Annotated in this window: 18 protein-coding genes; 7 read left to right on the top strand and 11 right to left on the bottom strand. The window is 62.3% G+C overall.

From position 1 onward, the window contains the following. Positions 1-26: 26 nt before the first annotated feature. Positions 27-947: an AraC family transcriptional regulator gene (locus tag EJ072_RS25220; RefSeq protein WP_126081786.1), complete on the bottom strand. Its 921-nt coding sequence runs from the start codon at positions 945-947 to the stop codon at positions 27-29. Positions 948-1,095: 148 nt separating this feature from the next. Between EJ072_RS25220 and EJ072_RS25215 the strand changes: the two genes are divergently transcribed. Beyond that, entirely contained in the window at positions 1,096-1,446 is a 351-nt protein-coding gene (locus EJ072_RS25215; RefSeq protein ID WP_189343094.1) for a nuclear transport factor 2 family protein, read from the top strand. A 196-nt stretch (positions 1,447-1,642) separates the two neighbouring features. Here the strand turns inward: EJ072_RS25215 and EJ072_RS36135 are convergent, their stop codons facing one another. The 3 genes from EJ072_RS36135 to EJ072_RS25205 form a co-directional block, all read right to left on the bottom strand. After that, complete coding sequence (locus tag EJ072_RS36135; RefSeq protein ID WP_189343093.1) at positions 1,643-1,804, bottom strand: hypothetical protein; 162 nt, start codon at positions 1,802-1,804, stop codon at positions 1,643-1,645. A gap of 96 nt (positions 1,805-1,900) precedes the next feature. Beyond that, positions 1,901-2,416 (bottom strand): TIGR00645 family protein, encoded by a 516-nt coding sequence (locus EJ072_RS25210; RefSeq protein ID WP_126081784.1) that lies wholly within the window; start codon positions 2,414-2,416, stop codon positions 1,901-1,903. Between the two features lie 407 nt (positions 2,417-2,823). After that, the gene (locus EJ072_RS25205) at positions 2,824-5,121 is read right to left on the bottom strand and encodes an OmpA family protein (protein WP_126081783.1); all 2,298 of its coding nucleotides are present in this window, start codon (positions 5,119-5,121) and stop codon (positions 2,824-2,826) included. Between the two features lie 197 nt (positions 5,122-5,318). Here EJ072_RS25205 and EJ072_RS25200 point away from each other — a divergent pair, with 197 nt between their 5' ends. After that, a complete protein-coding gene (locus tag EJ072_RS25200) occupies positions 5,319-5,765 on the top strand; it encodes a YcgN family cysteine cluster protein (RefSeq protein ID WP_095817408.1) in 447 nt (148 codons plus the stop codon). Positions 5,766-6,057: 292 nt separating this feature from the next. Continuing rightward, positions 6,058-6,414 (top strand): hypothetical protein, encoded by a 357-nt coding sequence (locus EJ072_RS25195; RefSeq protein WP_126081782.1) that lies wholly within the window; start codon positions 6,058-6,060, stop codon positions 6,412-6,414. 134 nt (positions 6,415-6,548) lie between these two features. Here EJ072_RS25195 and EJ072_RS25190 read toward each other — a convergent pair whose 3' ends face one another. Further along, the gene (locus EJ072_RS25190; protein ID WP_126081781.1) at positions 6,549-7,259 is read right to left on the bottom strand and encodes an SIMPL domain-containing protein; all 711 of its coding nucleotides are present in this window, start codon (positions 7,257-7,259) and stop codon (positions 6,549-6,551) included. Between the two features lie 449 nt (positions 7,260-7,708). On the opposite strand from EJ072_RS25190, the gene EJ072_RS25185 reads away from it, so the two are divergent. After that, positions 7,709-8,065 (top strand): hypothetical protein, encoded by a 357-nt coding sequence (locus EJ072_RS25185; RefSeq protein ID WP_126081780.1) that lies wholly within the window; start codon positions 7,709-7,711, stop codon positions 8,063-8,065. 388 nt (positions 8,066-8,453) lie between these two features. Here the strand turns inward: EJ072_RS25185 and EJ072_RS25180 are convergent, their stop codons facing one another. The 3 genes from EJ072_RS25180 to EJ072_RS25170 all read right to left on the bottom strand — a co-directional run bounded on the left by EJ072_RS25180 (position 8,454) and on the right by EJ072_RS25170 (position 12,515). Continuing rightward, complete coding sequence (locus tag EJ072_RS25180; protein ID WP_126081779.1) at positions 8,454-10,127, bottom strand: family 1 glycosylhydrolase; 1,674 nt, start codon at positions 10,125-10,127, stop codon at positions 8,454-8,456. 73 nt (positions 10,128-10,200) lie between these two features. Further along, entirely contained in the window at positions 10,201-11,340 is a 1,140-nt protein-coding gene (gene glf / locus EJ072_RS25175) for a UDP-galactopyranose mutase (protein ID WP_126081778.1), read from the bottom strand. A gap of 2 nt (positions 11,341-11,342) precedes the next feature. After that, positions 11,343-12,515 (bottom strand): glycosyltransferase, encoded by a 1,173-nt coding sequence (locus EJ072_RS25170; RefSeq protein ID WP_126081777.1) that lies wholly within the window; start codon positions 12,513-12,515, stop codon positions 11,343-11,345. Between the two features lie 303 nt (positions 12,516-12,818). On the opposite strand from EJ072_RS25170, the gene EJ072_RS25165 reads away from it, so the two are divergent. Both EJ072_RS25165 and EJ072_RS36130 read left to right on the top strand, forming a co-directional pair. After that, positions 12,819-13,736 carry a hypothetical protein gene (locus EJ072_RS25165; protein ID WP_126081776.1) on the top strand — a complete coding sequence of 306 codons (918 nt, stop codon included), beginning with the start codon at positions 12,819-12,821 and terminating at the stop codon, positions 13,734-13,736. Further along, complete coding sequence (locus EJ072_RS36130; RefSeq protein ID WP_189343092.1) at positions 13,733-13,897, top strand: hypothetical protein; 165 nt, start codon at positions 13,733-13,735, stop codon at positions 13,895-13,897. Before EJ072_RS25165 ends, EJ072_RS36130 begins: the two co-directional genes overlap by 4 nt. Positions 13,898-13,913: 16 nt before the next feature. Here the strand turns inward: EJ072_RS36130 and EJ072_RS25160 are convergent, their stop codons facing one another. The 3 genes from EJ072_RS25160 to EJ072_RS25150 all read right to left on the bottom strand — a co-directional run bounded on the left by EJ072_RS25160 (position 13,914) and on the right by EJ072_RS25150 (position 16,404). Next, the gene (locus tag EJ072_RS25160; protein WP_126081775.1) at positions 13,914-14,780 is read right to left on the bottom strand and encodes an NAD(P)-dependent oxidoreductase; all 867 of its coding nucleotides are present in this window, start codon (positions 14,778-14,780) and stop codon (positions 13,914-13,916) included. 95 nt (positions 14,781-14,875) lie between these two features. Beyond that, positions 14,876-15,499: a helix-turn-helix transcriptional regulator gene (locus EJ072_RS25155; protein WP_189343091.1), complete on the bottom strand. Its 624-nt coding sequence runs from the start codon at positions 15,497-15,499 to the stop codon at positions 14,876-14,878. A 29-nt stretch (positions 15,500-15,528) separates the two neighbouring features. Beyond that, positions 15,529-16,404, bottom strand: coding sequence for a S1C family serine protease (locus EJ072_RS25150; RefSeq protein ID WP_126081774.1), 876 nt, complete (start codon positions 16,402-16,404; stop codon positions 15,529-15,531). Between the two features lie 160 nt (positions 16,405-16,564). Here EJ072_RS25150 and EJ072_RS25145 point away from each other — a divergent pair, with 160 nt between their 5' ends. Next, positions 16,565-17,512: a trypsin-like peptidase domain-containing protein gene (locus tag EJ072_RS25145; RefSeq protein WP_126081773.1), complete on the top strand. Its 948-nt coding sequence runs from the start codon at positions 16,565-16,567 to the stop codon at positions 17,510-17,512. Positions 17,513-17,521: the final 9 nt, after the last annotated feature.

The raw sequence follows: 17,521 nt of genomic DNA, 5'->3' as shown, positions 1-17,521 counted from the left end.
CTACATCCTACCGCGTGTCGACGAGATCAAAGCTGCCCTGGAGGGAGGCAGCTGAAGTATTTCGGTGGACATCCCACAACGCGTGCGAACGCCGTGCTGAATGCGCTCGACGATTGAAAGCCGATCGCCAGGGCGATCTCCCCAACGCTCCGCGTTCCGCGGCGCAGCTCATCCTTGGCCACGGCCATCCTCCACTGCAGCAGGTATTCGATAGGACCTGTTCCCACGACCTTGCGGAATCTGGTAGCAAATGATGACCGGGAAACACCGCAAAGCCGAGCTAGATCCGCAACGGTCCAGTTGTGGGCAACGTCTTTGTGCATTGCAGAGAGCGCGCGCGAGGTTACCGGATCGGCAAGGCCGGCGAGCAGACCTGCATGCTCTTCATCCACTTGCGGCACTTTTGTCCGCAATATCTCCACAAGGATCAATTCAACCAAGCGTGCGATGATAAATTCGCTGCCGGGTCCAGGATATCTGGATTCTGTCTCGTTCATCGACAACAGCGAGCGCACGCGGCCCGAGGATGTGTCATCGGCCAGTATATGGACGAAGGATGGCATCAGACCGGCCAAAAGATTCTCATTGGCCGTATCGAAGCCGAACCGGCCCGCATGCAAGGTAACGGGGGAGTCCGTGCCCTCACCGAGCCGCAGACGAGGATTCTTTGTCGCAGCGACCGCCGCTTCACTGTCCACCGGCTCTATCGACGGGTCCGACGTGAGAGTGAATGGCGCGGAAGTCCGGATCAGGACGAAATCCTCGCGTTGCAATAGCACGGGTGAATGAGCGGACCGGACCAGTTGACACTCGCCTTGCTCGACCCAGCAAAACAGAAGATCGTCTCTCTTTCGAAACGACAGAGCCCATCGGCCTGAGGCTTCAAGACCTCCCCATAATGTTGCGCGCGGCCGAAGCAAGCCAATGAGATCGAGGAATGGATCCATGCGGATTGGACGATACGTAAACGGTTTTGGGCTTTCGATTATCGACCGTACGGCCCCGTAGACATATATTCCCTGAGCACGTTGAAGGTCAATTGCGCGTTTCACTCCCATGCTTGGGGCAAACACGAAAATATCCGAGGATTTGATTATGGCTATCGATAGTCTTGAACGACGGTGGGACGCCTATCTCGCCGCCTACGGCCCAATCGTCGCAGCCGAACGCGAGCGCCTTCTCAAGCAGAGCGTTTCCGACGACGTCGTGTTCACGAACCCGGGTGGAGAAGGCAAAACGCGCAACGGCCTCATCGCGCATATCGAGGACTTCCAGAAGAAGATGCCGGGAACGTACTTCAAGACCGACAAGGTCTTTGTTCACCACGGCGAATTGCTGGCCATATGGTCTATGTACAAGAGCGACGATACTAAGGTCGCAACCGGTTACAATTTTGTCCGCCCTGATAAAGATTACCGTTTCAGCTATATGGCCGGCTTTTTTTGAAACCATCTTCCGCACGGCCAAACGCGCGCTCTCAAGGCCGAGCTCAGCTGGCTTCCATGACACGGCGGCTCCGGGCGAGAAATGCAGCTGAACCGGCGGCTCCTCGCTGCTTAGGGCCGAAGTTCTGCGCGAGGCGAGACGGACGTGTCTTCGCCTCGAACGATGAGCGGTAGCGGCAGTTACGCGGACCTCGCCTCTACGAGCCGGCCGCGCAGGGCCTGAAGAACCCGCGCACCTCTTCAGCGAGCAGGTCCGGCTGCTCCAGAGCGGCGAAATGCCGGCCCACGGTCATGGTCTTTGCGGCCGGGATCGCGAGCGCGGCCTGAGGGCCGCGCCATCCGCCTGTCGAAAACGACACGCAGCTGTGTCGCGGTTTACGGAGCAATGCACGCTATCGCGGAGGTAAAACGGAATCTGCGCTTGGCCGCTTGTGGGCCCGAGCGCCTCTTCGCGCCTACTCTTCCATCTTCTTGCCTTTGGCCAGCGCCATCACCCGGTCGATATAGGCCAGCATCAGCGCCGAAAGCACGAAGGCCAGATGCATGATGGTCAGCCACATCAGTTGCTCCGCCGTGTAAGAAGAGTGGTTGAGGAAGATCTGCAGCAGATGGATCGACGAGATCGCGACGATGGTCGAGGCGACCTTGACCTTCAGCGAGCCGACATCGATCGTGCCCAGCCAATGGACCTCGCCGTCCTGATCGTCGAAGCGGCTGACGAAATTCTCGTAGCCCGAGATGATCACCATCACCACCAGTGAGGCGACAAGCGCGGCGTCGATCAGGCCGAGCATCTTCAGGATCGTGTCCGTGTCGCCGAGCGTGAAGACGCTCGTCACGAACTCGTAGAGCTTCTTGCCGAAGGAGAGCGCGTAGATCGCGAGCGCGACGCCGAGCCCGAGATAAAAGGCGACCAGCAGCCAGCGCGAGGCGAGGATGACGGATTCGATGGCGAGTTCGAGACGCTTCATGAAGGGTTCCGGTCAGATTGCGATAGAGGGTATTTCGGCCAGACAGGGCCGGTTTTCAAGACAAAAAACCCCGCCGGAGAGGGGGACCGGCGGGGCTCAGTCGTGTCCCGCTGGAGTCGGGACAGGGCAGGGAACGCCCTGTCTGGAATCTGGGTGTCGCAATGCGGCAATTCAATGAGTTAGCTCCAGTCGACAGGACAAATCTTCTTGAGCCAGGAAAGGAAAAGGCCCGTCCGACGCGGACGGGCCTTCATCTCAAGCTCTGAATCCAAAAATCCGATCAGACCTTGAGATCAAAGGCTAAACCGCGTCGCGCTGAACGAATTCAGCGCGACGCGGTCTATGTCTTTGTCTAATGCATGTCGTTTGCCCCAAAACCGCTGCACACTTTGGGCGACATGCATCCATTACTGCTCGCTGTTGCTCGCGACCGGCGCCACCAGCGAGGTGATGCGGCGGATGGCGACACGGCGGTTCTCACGGTTCGGCCCAGGCGTGTTGACCTTGAGATATTCCTCGCCATAGCCCTGCGTGGTGAGGTTCTCGGCCGGGATGCCAAAGGCATTGGTGAGCGCCTCGGCAACGGCTTCGGCACGACGATCCGAGAGGGCAAGATTTGCCTCCGGCGTGCCGACGGCGTCGGTGTGGCCTTCGATCAGGAAGGTCTCGGCCGGGTTCTTCTTGAGCAGTTTTTCCATGGCGCTGGCAACGCCATCGAGCTTCTGCACTTCGGTGTCGGAGATCGTCGCCGAGCCGAAGTCGAAGTTCAGCGTATCGAGATCGATACGCCGAGCGATATCGCGCACGCGGGCCGACCGCTTCACCTCGTCGATCGAGTAGAGACGCTGCACCCTCTCCACCGGCGGCTGCTCGAGGAAGGTATAATACTCGTCGGGATCCTCGACTTCCTCCGAATCCAGTATGTAGTCCCGTCGCGGGATGGTGAGCCGCATCGGCGGCAGTTCGTCGCCGGGATCGCGCCACTCGTCGACATCGTTGTAGTAGCGCTCGTCGACATAGGTCAGCACATATTCGCGGCCATCCGGCGTAATGCGCGATCGCCGGATGACGTCGCCATTACGATTGCGGATGGTGATGATCCTGACGCCGTTGTCGCGCTCGACGATTTCGCGGGTGCGGCCGCCGGAGAGATCCTCGTAGTAGACATCCCTGGCGCCGCGGGTGATGCGAGGCGCCTCGTTGCTTTCCACGAACGTCTGGTTGTTGAACTGCAGGATCACGCGGTCGCCGAACTGCTTGACGACATCCGCGCCCTGCGGCCGGCGACGCTCGCGCACGATCTGTTCCGGCGTAAGCTCGATGCGCTTGCCTTTCTCCTGGTCGACCGGGACGATCCTCTCGGGCTTGATCGCCTGCTGCGCCGACTTGTCGTCCGAGGGCGGCGGGCCCTGATCGACCGGAGCCGGCTGCTGCGCCTGCTCGCCGCCTTGCTGTCCGGCCTGGTTGGCGTTCTGGCCATTGCCGGCTTGGCCGTTGTCGTTCTGGGCGCCACCATTCTGGCCACCGCGACGCTTGCGGAAGGCATCTTTCTGGCTGTCCAGAACCGGCGCTTCGTTGGGATTGGCGGTTTCACCCTGCGCGGCATTGCCGCCGGCGGCCGGTTGGTTGTTGTTCGCGGGCTGATTGCCGGTGACCGGCTGTTCACCGGTGACAGGCTGCTGCTCGCCGGTCGTGGGCTGGCCGGTCTTGGTTTGTTCGCCGGTCGCGGGCTGCTCACCCGTCGCCGGCTGTTCGGCCGTCGGTTTCTTGCCGCGCTTCTTCCTGTCCTGGGCCTGTTCGCCCTGGACCGGCTGCTCGCCATTCTGCAGTGGCTCGGCCTGCGGCACAGGCTCACCCGCCGGCGCCAGCTTTTTGGCCGGCTCGTTGGTCTGCGTCTGCTCGGCCGGGGCGGTCTCGCCCTGCTGGTTCTGCTTGTGCCTCTTCTTGAACTGGTTGCCGCCTTGCTGATTGTCGTTGGCGGGGGCGGCCTGGTCGGTCGGCGCGACCTGATCGCCGGCCTGGCCGGCGGGCTCGCTCTGCTGCTGATTGTGCTTGCGCTTTTTGCGGCCCTGGTTGCCTTGCTGCTTGTCACCGGCAGCCGGCGCCACCTGTTCCGTGGGCTGCTGGTCGGCCGGCGCAGCCTCGATCTGCTGCTGCTGATCGCGTTTCTTCTTGCGCGGCTGCAGTTGCTCGGTCGCGGGTGCGCCACCCTGGTCGGCCGGCGCGGCCTCGATCTGCTGTTGCTGGTCGCGCTTCTTGCGGGGCTTGAACTGCTGCTCGTCGGTCGCGGGCTGGCCGCCTTGATCGGCGGGTGCTGCCTCAATCTGCTGCTGGTCGCGTTTCTTGCGCGGCTTGAACTGCTGCTCGGCCGGGGCTGCCCCGGACTGGGCATTGTCCATCTGCTGCTGCTCATGCCGCTTCTTGCGCGGCTGTTGCTCGGTCTCGGCAGGTGCTGCCTGCTCGGCTGCCGGCGCCGATTCGCTTTGCTGCTGCTCGCGCTTCCTCTTCTTCGGCTGTTCGGCTCCGCCCTGCGCGCATTCCTCGGCCGACTGGCCTTCGGCGCAAGCGGCCTGAGCCAATATCAACGGTGCGCCGTGCAGGCCGCCGGAAGCGACACCCCCCTGCAGCGGGTACGCGCCCAACGGCGCGGATGCCATAAGCAGACCGATTGCCGTGCCCGCCAGAATCCGTGGTTGGCGTTTCATATCATTTTCTCCTAATGGGGTCCCATCCCTGCCCAAACTTTCATCAGCCGCAATTGGTTCCGTTACAGGGCATTGACGCCAGCCAAGGATGTTCGGCCGGCCTTTTGAAGGCAATTTCGTGTCTTTCTAATGTTGATACCGGGTCACTGGGTCAGCAGCGCTTGACCGGGAGGCCGCGGAGGGCCAAATCCACCCCCATGACCGCGCCATTCTGGAAAACCAAGACGCTTGAGGCGATGACCCCGGCCGAGTGGGAATCGCTTTGCGACGGCTGCGGCAAATGCTGCCTGTCGAAGCTCGAGGACGAGGATACGGGCGAGATCTTCTGGACAAGCGTTGGCTGCCGGCTGTTCGACGCCGAAAGCTGCCGTTGCTCCGACTATGCAAACCGGCTGACAAGGGTGCCCGACTGCGTCGGGTTGACGCCGCAGAACGTGCGCACCATCACCTGGCTGCCCAAGACCTGCGCCTACCGGCTGATCGCCGAGGGCCATGATCTCTATTGGTGGCACAGGCTCGTTTCGGGAAGTGCTGCGACCGTGCATGAAGCCGGCATTTCGATCCAGGGCCGGGTGAAGGCCAAGGAAACCGATCTGGCCGAGCCGGACGACTATTTTGATTATATATTGGACGATGAACCGTAGCCGGTTCGCATCCTGATGACGACCGCTGAGGGGCACTTGTGGCGAGGAACGACGCCCTGCGGGTTCGCGTTTAGAACCCTGAACGGCACTTTTCACGGGGAGCGACGAACCCTGGCGGGTTCGCGTTTAGAACTCCTGGGGTGGCGTTTTTGAGTGCGAGCGACGAACCCTGGCGGGTTCGCGCTTATATGAACCGGACATGAACGGCCGGTTCGCGGAAAGTTCAGGTGCAAAAAGGCATTTTCCAATGATCGGTTCTACGGGCGAAAGCCCACAACAAGGAGAGAAGACAATGTTCAACCAGATCAAGACGGCAGCCCTTTCGGCTATTGTCGGGCTTGGCACCTTGGCCGCCATCCCGGCGCATGCGGACAGCCTCTATCTCGGTTTCGGCAACAACCAGGATCCGCGCTTCGGCGTCTATACGGGCGACGACGACGGCTACTACCGCCGCGATTGGCGCCGTGACCGCGGCTGGCGCGGCTGCTCGCCGGACCGCGCGCTCGACAAGGCCGAGCGCATGGGCCTCCACCGCGTCCGCATCGTCGACGTCAGCCGCCGCACGGTGAAGGTCGTCGGCCGCCAGTATGGCGACCGCGTCGTGGTTGTGTTCGCCAACGAGCGCGGCTGCCCAATCATCTATCGCTGAGGTTGAGAGGGCGATCTGCGAGGATCGCCTATCAGCCTCTCACGATGAGGCGTGGCTCGAAAAAGCCCCGGAGGAAACGATCCCCCGGGGTTTTTTGCATGGTGGCGGCGCGCCTGCGGCGTGCCGGCCGATCGTTACTTCAGCTCGAAGGTGACCGTGACCTGGACGTTGTAGGAATTCTCGCCAGCCTGCACCGGGACGGCCGAACGGGCCGCGTCGAATGATTTGGCCGCCATCGGCATCGGCGCCGGCGCGATATTCTGGTCGGTGATCTCGAGCACCTTGCCCAGGCTGACGCCGGCCGCTTCGGCGAGTGTCTTGGCCTTCGCCATCGCATCGGCGACAGCCTTCTTGCGCGCCTCGGTGATCGTCGCCTTCGGATCGTCATTGGTGAAGGCGATGCCGCCGCCCCGGTTGACGCCGAGCGATACCGCCTTGTCGAGGATCTCGCCAGTCTTATCGACGTCGCGCACGCGCACCGACAGCGTGTTGGTCACCTGATAGGCGACGAGCTCGGCCTCCTGGCTGCCGTCGGCCTTGTTGGTATAGTTGTAGCGTGGGTTGATCTGGATGCCCGCCGTCTGCAGGTCGCGCTCGGCAATGCCGGCGGATTTCATCGCCGCAATGACCGCCGCCATGGCGTCGTTGTTGGCGTCGAGCGCTTCGCGCGCGCTCTTTGCCTCGCGCATGACGCTCAGCGAAAGGATCGCCATGTCGGGCGCCACCGTCGCTTCGCCTTCGCCGGACACGATAATGCGGGGTGGGGGCTGCGTGTCGGCGGCGCTTGCCAGCGCCGGGAATGCGACTGCGGCAGCGAGCGCGATAGGCAAAAGATGTCTGGTCATGAAAACTCCTCGAGGTCTGCGATCCGACGCTCCGCGCCGCATCTGCCTCGACCCCGCAAAAGCGTCGATACCCGGCAGCGCGGCGCAAGGGCCGGACCTGTTTCGCGCCATAAGGCGCAGGCCGCTCTACGGCTCGAATATGGGCTGATTTTGGCATTTTGCGCCAGCGCTTTCGAAAGCCCTGTGCGAAGACAAGAAAAACACTAAGCCAGCCCGCGCGGGGCCTGTAGCTGATGGTTAGAGCCGGTGGCTCATAACCGCATGGTTGGGGCTCGAATCCCTCCGGCCGGGCGTTACCTTACGCGGTTCGCCAGAGATGAGGCCGACGGCTATCGGCTTCTTATTGGTTCATTGTGGAACATCCTTGGGGATCGCTTGTTAGCCAAGCAGCAGGTTTCACCTCTGGCCGTGGTGCTCGCACGGCCATGTGCTCTTGACGATGGTGTTCGATGGCCAATGACATCCCAGGAAAGAAAGCGCGCCAGGGTGGCCGCGGACTTCCGGTTCTTGCCGTTTTGATCTGCGCACTGGTGCTGGCAGCGATCGCATGCGGCGTTGCCGAGATTTATGGTGAGGCGGCAAAGACGCCTGCGACCGAGGAGAAGCCAGCGCCACAGGAGAATAGTCAGGCGCCCTCATCCTCCAGCCCGAACCCCGCGGAAACCGATCCTGCAAAGTCCAAAGCTGACAATATGAACGTGGCCCCCGTTGATCGAAATCCAGAGGTGGACAGGGACCCAACACCTCGATCCAGCACGGGCGGTGATCAGCCGGGCAAGCAACCTTCACAGCCCGCCTTGCAGTAAGCCGCTCCGCCTTGGGTCCGCCCGAGAGCCGCAGTCATGGGCAGTTGGCACCGCTCTGGGTCCAGAGTGGGCGCTTGTTTTTCTGTGCCAGAGACGAGGCAGGCGCGGTTCTCTACCTGCTATACTGTTTCCGCAGCATGGACGAGCCAAGCCGGTGGGCCGCTCACGAAGTGCGTATATAGTCTTTTTGACGGATGACTACCAATAAAACAGGGCGCCTGGTAACCCATGTTGCGTCACCAACAAGATCGGGGAGCCGTGACACGGCCCGCTGCCTTGTCGGAGGTGCAGACTTCGCCGGCGGTGGGCCGATCGCATCTCAGGCAGCAGGGAAGGCGCGCCATAGCCAGCCAGTAATGTCGACAGATAAGTTACGTGACGGCACCTGTTAGACGGCGTAGCTGGCGCCGCTCTCGTCTTCTGCGACAGCCTCTATCCAATATTGATTGTTGGGCTCGGCCCGCAGAAGCCTGAACATCCCCGTTTGTCCGTCCACTACGAGGTCAAGGAAGGCGTTGGCGGTCTCGACCATGCCGATCGTACGGGCGGCTTGCAGATCCAACGTGGCGATGCCGGGAAACCGACAGCGAAGATTGGTTAGAGCTGACAGCGATCCTCGCGAGGACCGACCTGCGTCGTCAATACTTATCGCGGCCCAGGAATTCGTCTGCGCCAGCTCTTGCGTGAGCTTGTCCGGCGGCGTTGGGCGAACCGCTAATCGACGCATGTGGCAACACTCCTCGATGACGGACGCCATTCGGCCAAAACCTGCCAGAAGCATTGACCGTGCTGGCTTTGTCGGTGGGCACTCCGTTCGCCACCAACCGGGCCGATCGAGCGCGGGATGATCGAATGCACCTTCCTTCGCGATTTGGCTCACAGCGCTCGCGATGATAGTCTTTCTCGGGCTCGCGTCCCGCACGTCGAAGGCTCCGCTCTCGTAATAGCCCTTTTGATGCGCCAGCATCGAGTTCCAGTCGGTGGCCCCGAACAGTGACCAGGCAGTGATGGCGCGTATGTCGGCTCCGTCGTGCCTCGCCGCCTTGGCTTCCTGCCATCCCTCGATCAGCCACCGCAACTGTTCCTCACGCGTGCATCCGTTGTGCAACTCGGTGACGGCGATTGGCCTGCGGTAGCGATCCCAAATTTCCTTTAGCCGGAATCGTAAACGTGCGTGGTCGCGCATCTGAGATCGCACCGCCGCGATGTCGACATAGGCGTCGATGCCATTCCCCCCAGTCTGCTCGTCTGGATACCGCCGGAGATCGTCGTCGAGCAGGCGGTCGCTCGTCAGGTAGTAATCGATCCCAATGACATTGGGGGGGCAAGGGTCCGCGCTCAGCTCGTCGAGATGACGGCGGTCCACGCCCGCGTCAAGTAAGCGCCCGTGGAATGGATGGTCGTCGTCAACCAGGCCGCTCAGCAGATCAAGCGCCAGCCATCGCCGCTCGTTTTCATAGTCGGCCTGGTAGCGGAGGCGGGGCGTGGAGAACACCCGCCCAAAATCTTCGGTCTGGACAAGTTGCGCACCAGGTATGTGTTCTCGGATTGCCTTCATGGCCAGCGCGGTTGCGCGACACTGCGCGACGGTCAATCGGAAGCAGGTTGCCTCGCAGGTGCCATGCGGATGCCAAAGTCCATAGAGGCCGCTTATGCGCGCCGTCGTCAGTGGCTCGTTGATCGGCGTGAACATCTCCAGCCAGGGATAACGTTGCGCCACTTGCCCGGCATACCTGGCCAGCAATTCGGGGAAGTCCGGATCAAGCACATGGGTCGATTTCGGTCCGCTGCCATGATGGACCAGCCCCGCGATCGGCCTCACGCCAAGCCTTCGCAATTCGTTGAGACGCGCGTCCGGCCACCGCCAGTCGCTCGAACCATCGCCCTCGACCAGTTCCCAGAGCACGGGGTATCGCAAGGTCTTGATACCCATCTCGGCTATGAGGCTGAGATCGCCGGCACGGTCGAAATGGCCGGTCTCGCGGAGTTGATCCCGGGTCCGCTCGCGCAGGCGCACGACGCTGCATTCAACGCCGCCCCAGATTTCGAGACTATCGCTCAACTTGCAGCTCCGGGTCCGGCATCATGGCGGTTCGTTGTGTGCGCAACATTAAGCATCGCTGCGCAGACGGCATCTAGACGGGCATCGCGAGTGCCGATTGCGGTGCGCGATCTGAGGCTGGGATAGTCTTCTGAATACGGGCAAAAGTGGCCAGGGCCTGCCCTACAACCTGGTCCATGTTGTAGTAGCGGTACGTCGCCAGACGGCCGACGAACCACACGTCAGGGCAATTGTCAGCGAGCGCTTCATATTGTTTGTAGAGAGCCTCGTTTTTCGGCCGCGGCACGGGGTAATATGGGTCGCCGATATCTGTCGGGTATTCGTAGGTGAGGCTGGTCCGGATATTCCTCTGGCCCGTCAAATGCTTATACTCGGTGATGCGGGTATAGGCTTCCGTCTGCGGATAGTTCACCACGGCTACCGGCTGAAATTGCTCGCATTCGAGGGTGACATGCTCGAAGCGCAATGATCGATAGGGCAGGCGGCCCAGCTTCCAGTCAAAGAATTCATCAATCGGCCCGGTGTAGATCAGCCGCCGGAAGGGAATTCGCTCTCGGACCTCGCGATAATCGGTCTGCAGCATGATCTTGACGTTGGGATGGTCCAACATCCGTTCGAACATGCGCGTGTAGCCGCCGGCCGGCATCTGCTGGAAGCTGTCGCCGAAATAGCGATCGTCGCGGTTCGTTCTTGTTGGAACGCGAGCCGTCACGGACTTGCTCAACTGGCTGGGATCGACCCCCCACTGCTTTCTAGTGTAGCCGCGGAAGAATTTCTCATAGAGCTCCCTACCGACGGTGCTGACAACCACATCCTCGGCGGTACGGATTTCGCCAACGGTTTCACGACGCGACGCGAAGAACTCTTCCAGCTCTGCCGGGCTTAGCTCGAGACCATATAGATGGTTGATCGTGTCGAGGTTTATAGGAATCGGCAGAAGCTTGCCGTCCACGAAAGCGAGCACACGGTGCTCGTAAGGGCGCCAGCTTGTGAACTGCGACAGATAGTCGACGATCGACTGGGCGTTCGTATGGAATATATGCGGTCCGTAACGATGGATGAGAATTCCGGCTTCGTTGTAGCAGTCATACGCGTTTCCGCCGATGTGACTCCGACGGTCTATGAGGAGAACGCTTTCGCTTCGTTGCGAAGCGATCCGTTCCGCGAGAACGCTGCCGGCAAAGCCTGCCCCGACAATCAGCCAGTCGAACATGGTCACGCGCTCCTGCGGAAGGGCACGACCTTCTTGCTTGCACTGGCTTTCTTGATGTGGGCGGCCATGGCATCCCATGTTCGCTGCCAGGACATGTTGGCCAAATAGGCATCAACCGCTGGCAGGCGCATTTCGCGCGGTTGCGCCAGCGCGGAGCGCAGTTTGGCCTCGATGTCTTCGGGGTCCGCGATATCGACGAGGCCGGCGGCAGCGTAGCTTCGCACCACATCGACAATCGCAGTCGACACCACGGGCAGGCCGGCGGCAAGGAATTCGGGAGTTTTCGTGGGGCTGATGAAGCGTGTCGCTTCGTTGAGCGCGAACGGCATCCACCCGACATCCCAATGCCGGAGGTAGTCGGGCAGATCCTTGTAGGCTTTGCTGCCGAGCCAGTGCAGGTTGTTTGCCCTCGGCAGGATGTCCGGATCGATCTTGACGACCGGACCAAGCATCACGAAGTGCACGTCTGGCATCGTGCTGGAAGCCTGCGCCACGAGATCGATATCGAGGCGCTCGTCGATAACACCGAAGAAGCCAACCCGAGGATGCGGGATTGTGAGTTGATCCGCCGGCTCCTCGCCGGGCGCCCTCGCCTTGTGAAAGTGGTTGACGTCAATGCTGCTGGGGAAGGGATAGATCGCCCGATGTTGGCAACGCTTCGCTTCGAACAGGCTTAAGCCGCCCGTGAAGACCACATCGGCGCATTCGAAGAGCGCCCGTTCCAGCAACGCAAGCTGGGCCGGCGCATTCTTGAACGCCGCAAGCTCGTCCATGCAGTCATAGACGCGCACGTCGAAGTTGACATGCGCGCTGAAGCGCAGCGCCATCGGGGTATAATACCAGGCAGTCAATTGGGCGTGCGGCGTCGACGCGATGATCCGGTCCAGATATCTGCGCTGGATCGCATCGGCTCTGGCGGGGCTGGTGCCGATCGGGAGCAAAGGGGTCGCTACCCGAATGCCCGGCGCAGCGTCGCAAAACCGAATGGACGAGTGGGAGCATTCTTCAAAAACGGGCTCCTCGAAGTAAACGATTTGGTGCTCTCTCGAGGCATGCGTGAGAATGTGCTGCGGACGTTGATAGACGAAATTCCATCGCAAATGGGAGAAGCATATCAATAAATCTTGCTCTTTTCTGGTTTTGATTTTGGCTGGTATTCTTATCGCCGCGTCCATATAAGCTTTTCCCTGGTGACATTGCGGTTTATACTGCGAATAACATTTGTTAATCGCGAGATGCAGGAAGCTATTCCTGCCGCATGTCTAACTGTCGGCTGATTAACTTGTTCCAGCCAGCGAGCGATATGCAGGCGGAGTGCCGGCCAGAGCGTCTGGCATCTCAGGCTGCAGCTTTCTGGGGACGGCCGCTCGGGTGCCGCATTTTCGTTGAATGAGCAGCTAGAATATTCGGTGGCTTAAATTGATTCGTCGGACCGACGCCAAGGGCGTTTAGCGGCCGACAATCGCTGGGGCAGACAGATGAAGATCGAGTTCGAGACGAATGTGTTCCCGTTGTTTCACCCGCAAGCGGTGGACGATCTCAAGGACCCGTGCCCGGTTTATGACGGCCGGCTTTGGCATGTATTCGGATCGAGCGGCACGGTGACAAGCGAGACTTGGAAGATTCTTCACGCCACGGCGCCGGAGTTGCACGGACCGTGGACGGAGCACGCGCCGATCGAGCTTCCGGTCACCGGCTCGGGCGTCGCGGCGCCGGGTGTAGTCCACGAAGACGGCGTCTTCCACATGTTCATCCAAACCGAGTTCATGAAATCCGGCGGTCGCTGTGAACACGCGGTGTCAAATGACGGGTTCAACTGGGTTGTGCTCAATCCGGCAATTCTGTCCGTGCCGGACACGGATGAAGACGGCATCTACGACCCGCACCCCGCTCTCATCGGCGGAAAGCGCTACCTCGTTTATTCCGGCATGCCGAAATTCACCCGCGTGCCGCAACCGGACATCTATCTGTCCCGGAGCCAGTCCGATTCATGGTTCGGGCCTTGGAAGCGCTTGGGCAAAATCCTGGACCACAATGACATTCCCCATCACAACACGCGGGACGACCCCGACTACGAATGGGGGATTGAAGGTGCCCAGTTGGTGGAACTTCCAGACGGCCGCGTGCTCCTCAACGCCACCTGCTTCCTTCCGAACGGACAGCGGGGCAGTCGGCAGCGGGTGTTTTTCGCCATCGCCAACACCATTGCCGGACCTTACTCCTCGATCGGGCCGGTGCTCGATCCGGGCGGGCCTGGAGAAAACGGCCATTCGACTGTGATGATCGAGGGCGACAGGCTGACCCTTTTCTACCAGAGTCGCGTGTCGGCGACCAACCATCGCTGGCGCTACGGGTTGGCGAGTTTCGACGTGTCCCAGCTTTCCAAGGCGGCTTGACCCGCTCGTCGCGAGCCTTCCTCGACCACCCTTCCTACACGGCGAAGCAACTGATGTGGCTGACCATCATGCATCTGGCGTTCGTGCTTTCGGCGCTGATGCTGGCCCATATCGACCGGGTCATGGCGTTGGCGAAAGGCAAGAAGGCCGCGGCGGACTAAGGCCGTCTGCGCGCCTTCAGTAGATTCTTCTGACCTTCGTCTGCGAGTTCGCAAACACCTCGTCGGGAACGAAGAAGTCGCCCGCGAGCTGATCGGCGGCGCCGGGCGCGTATACCGAAAAATCCGTCACGCCTTCGGCGCGCAGCACCTCTTCGTCGATGTAGAAATTGCCGGTCGCCTCACGCGACGGGCGCATGAAGATCGCATATGCGGCGTCGGCCATGATGTCGGGCGAGCGGCTCATCGCCGCCACCGTCGCCCCGCCCAGAAGGTTGCGCACCGCGGCCGTGTCGATGGTCGAGATCGGCCAAAGTGAATTCACCGCGATGCCGTCCTTGGCGAACTCGGCGCTCATGCCAAGCGTGCACATCGACATGCCGAATTTCGCCATCGTGTAGGCGACATGGTTCTTGAACCATTTGGCCTTCATGTCGAGCGGCGGCGCCAGATTCAGGATGTGAGGGTTCTTGGCCAACTTCAGGTGCGGAATGCACATTTTGGAGACCAGGAACGTGCCGCGCGTGTTGATCTGATGCATCAGGTCGTAGCGCTTCATATCGGTCTCCAGCGTGCCGGTGAGCTGGATGGCGCTGGCATTGTTGACGCAGATGTCGATGCCGCCGAACCGCTCCACGGTTTTCGCCACCGCCTCGGCGACCTGCGCTTCGTCGCGGATGTCGCAAAGCACCGGCAGCGCCTTGCCGCCGGCCCGCTCGATTTCTTGCGCCGCGGTGTAGATGGTGCCCGGCAGCTTCGGATGCGGCTCGGCGGTCTTGGCAGCGATCGTCACATTGGCGCCGTCGCGCGCTGCCCTGAGCGCGATCGCCAGCCCGATGCCGCGCGATCCGCCCGAGATGAACAGCGTCTTTCCGTTGAGCGACATCCTTTTGCCCCCTGTTCAATAAGGGAGGCAACTTGCGCGGCAGATAGCCGTGGCGCAAGGGGCAAGACGGATTACGCAGCGTCGTGCCGGAAGGCCTAGACCAGCACCAGGCCCTGCCGCATGGCAATCGCGATCGCGTCCGTCCGGTTGGCGGCGCCGAGCTTGATCAGGATGGCGGCGACATGGAACTTCGCCGTGTGGACCGAAATGTTGAGCCGGCGGGCGATCACCTTGTTCGGGGCGCCTTCGGCGAGCAGCGCCAGCACCTCCGCCTCGCGCGGCGACAAGGCCGGACGCGCCGGATTGTCATCCGTCACGTCCTCTTCAGCGAGCCCGTCATGGAAATCGCCATGCGCGACCTCCGATGGCCCTGCCCTGTCGATGCGATAGCCGGAAGCTGCGAGCCGCGCCGCCGCGGCGATCAACAGGCTATCGGCCAACGACGGCAGCACGGCGACCACATTGCCGCGAAGCCGCTCGTGTCCGCTGCGGCGGGACAGCAGCACAACAGGCATCGTCGAGCCTATGGCCCGGCTTTCCAAGGCCGCATCGTCTGTCACCGCGACATCCGCTGGCTGGCCTGTGCTGCTCCCGGCCAATGTCGGCAGCAGATCGTCACTCGCGGCAAGCGCATCGGCAAGCTGCTCGGCCCGCTCGGCATCGCCGAGCGCCACCAGCACCGTCAGCCGGTGGGCTGACGGTTCCGGTCGTGCGATCACTTATGCCGCGCTGCTTGCCATCAATCCTCTCAGCTCAGCGGCTTCTCGCCGATGGTGATCGAAACGTCGCGCTCAGCGCCGCCGCTCGAAACACCAAGCGTCACGGTGGTACCCGCGCTGTCCGGCCCGAGCTTGCGGATCAGCTCGCGCGGGCCATGCACTGCTTCGCCGTTCCAGGCGACGACGATGTCGCCGACATGCAGGCCGGCGGCCTTGGCCGGGCCGTTGTCGTCCAGGCTCATGACCATGGCGCCTTTGGTGTCGCCGTTGCGGATCGGATGCAGCCCGGCGCCGAGGTAGCCGCGCGCGACATGACCCTTCTCGCGCAGCGTGGCAATCGCGCGCTCGATCGTCTCGTAAGGCATGACCAGCGCCCGCCGGCGCGGTCCGAACAACAGCATGCCGATCAGCCCGCCCCTGGCGTCGAGCACCGGACCGCCCTCGAAGCGACCGCCGGTGTTGATGGCGAGGTTGATACGCTGGTCGATCGTGCCGCCGCGCATCGAGCGCCACGCCGGCCCGACCTCGCCGACCGTGCCGAACACGGCAAGCGCTGCGCCATCACTGTTGCCCACGGCGATCGCCAGATTGCCGGGACGCACCGCATCGGCCTGCGCCAATTGCGGCAAACCGGCAGCGCCGGAAGCGGGCTTCAGCAGCGCAACGCCCGTCGACGGATCGCGGCCGGCCAGCTCTGCCTTCACGGTTTCGCCGGAGGCCAGCGTCAATTCGATCTCCTCGCCGGCTTCGACCACTTCCTCGGCGGTGACGAAATAGCCGTCGCGCCAGTGGAAGGCGCTGGCGGTGCGGTGGTGATGCGTGACGAAACTCGCCAGCGCGGGCGCAGCTGTGGCCGCGACATCGGCAATCGCGTCGGAAAAGGCACTGAGGTTGAAATCGCTCATAAGACTGTCTCCTGGGTTCGGTGACCCAGATATCGCTCGCTAGCGCAGCCGCGGGTACTCGCCTGACGGCTAGTCGGCCGGCGGACTGGCCATGTGGTCAGGTCGCGGCGCCCCTGGCTGCTCCGCACATATAGTCATCATTCTACGAGGGAACACGCCCATGGCTTTCGCAGCCGAAAAACTTCCATCCGATGACAGTTTGCTCGACGCCTACTCGGCATCCGTGGCTGACGCTGTCGACCGTATCGGTCCGGCCGTGTGCCGCATCGAGCGCATTGGCGCCGGCGGTCACGGCTCCGGCTTCGTCATCGCGCAGGATGGCCTGGTCGTCACCAACTTCCATGTCGTCGGCGACGCGCGCGCCGTGCGCGTCACCATGCCGGATGGCGCCTCGCGCGAAGGCCACGTGCTTGGCCGCGATCCCGACACCGACATCGCGCTGGTGCGCGCCGACGGCAGTTTCGCCGATGTCGCGCCGCTCGGCGACTCCAAGCGCCTGCGCCGCGGCCAGATCGCGATCGCGATCGGCAATCCGCTCGGCTTCGAATGGACCGTCACCGCCGGCGTCGTCTCCGCGCTCGGCCGCTCGATGCGCGCCTCGACCGGCCGGCTGATCGACGACGTCATCCAGACCGATGCCGCGCTCAATCCCGGCAATTCCGGGGGGCCGCTGGTGTCGTCGGCGGGCGAGGTGATCGGCGTCAACACCGCCATGATCCACGGCGCACAAGGCATCGCCTTCGCTGTCGCCTCCAACACCGCCAATTTCGTCATCTCCGAAATCATCCGCTTCGGCCGCGTGCGCCGCGCCTTCATTGGCGTCTCTGCCGACACGACCAACCTGCCGCGCCGGGTGGCCCTGTTGTCGCAAGTCACCACGAACACGGCGGTGCGCCTGCGCAGCGTCGAGAAGAACGGCCCCGCCGCCAAGGCCGGCCTGAAGGAAGGCGACATCATCGCGGCAATAGACGGCCGGCCGGTCACCGGCGTCGACGACCTCGTGCGCATGCTCGACGCCGAGCGCATCGGCCGCGAGACGCTCTGCACTGTCGTGCGCCGCACCGGCGTCAGCCAGGTGGCGGTGACGCCGGTAGCGCGGACGAGCTAAGCCTCGCTG

This window comes from Mesorhizobium sp. M2A.F.Ca.ET.046.03.2.1 (genome assembly GCF_003952425.1).
Lineage (GTDB): Bacteria > Pseudomonadota > Alphaproteobacteria > Rhizobiales > Rhizobiaceae > Mesorhizobium.
This window is presented reverse-complemented; position numbering and strand designations above follow the sequence as displayed.

Coding starts and splice junctions, on each gene's coding strand:
- EJ072_RS25220 (WP_126081786.1), bottom strand. CDS start 947: ATGGATCCATTCCTCGATCTCATTGGCTTGCTTCGGCCGCGCGCAACA.
- EJ072_RS25215 (WP_189343094.1), top strand. CDS start 1,096: ATGGCTATCGATAGTCTTGAACGACGGTGGGACGCCTATCTCGCCGCC.
- EJ072_RS25210 (WP_126081784.1), bottom strand. CDS start 2,416: ATGAAGCGTCTCGAACTCGCCATCGAATCCGTCATCCTCGCCTCGCGC.
- EJ072_RS25205 (WP_126081783.1), bottom strand. CDS start 5,121: ATGAAACGCCAACCACGGATTCTGGCGGGCACGGCAATCGGTCTGCTT.
- EJ072_RS25200 (WP_095817408.1), top strand. CDS start 5,319: ATGACCGCGCCATTCTGGAAAACCAAGACGCTTGAGGCGATGACCCCG.
- EJ072_RS25195 (WP_126081782.1), top strand. CDS start 6,058: ATGTTCAACCAGATCAAGACGGCAGCCCTTTCGGCTATTGTCGGGCTT.
- EJ072_RS25190 (WP_126081781.1), bottom strand. CDS start 7,259: ATGACCAGACATCTTTTGCCTATCGCGCTCGCTGCCGCAGTCGCATTC.
- EJ072_RS25185 (WP_126081780.1), top strand. CDS start 7,709: ATGGCCAATGACATCCCAGGAAAGAAAGCGCGCCAGGGTGGCCGCGGA.
- glf (WP_126081778.1), bottom strand. CDS start 11,340: ATGTTCGACTGGCTGATTGTCGGGGCAGGCTTTGCCGGCAGCGTTCTC.
- EJ072_RS25170 (WP_126081777.1), bottom strand. CDS start 12,515: ATGGACGCGGCGATAAGAATACCAGCCAAAATCAAAACCAGAAAAGAG.
- EJ072_RS25165 (WP_126081776.1), top strand. CDS start 12,819: ATGAAGATCGAGTTCGAGACGAATGTGTTCCCGTTGTTTCACCCGCAA.
- EJ072_RS25160 (WP_126081775.1), bottom strand. CDS start 14,780: ATGTCGCTCAACGGAAAGACGCTGTTCATCTCGGGCGGATCGCGCGGC.
- EJ072_RS25150 (WP_126081774.1), bottom strand. CDS start 16,404: ATGAGCGATTTCAACCTCAGTGCCTTTTCCGACGCGATTGCCGATGTC.
- EJ072_RS25145 (WP_126081773.1), top strand. CDS start 16,565: ATGGCTTTCGCAGCCGAAAAACTTCCATCCGATGACAGTTTGCTCGAC.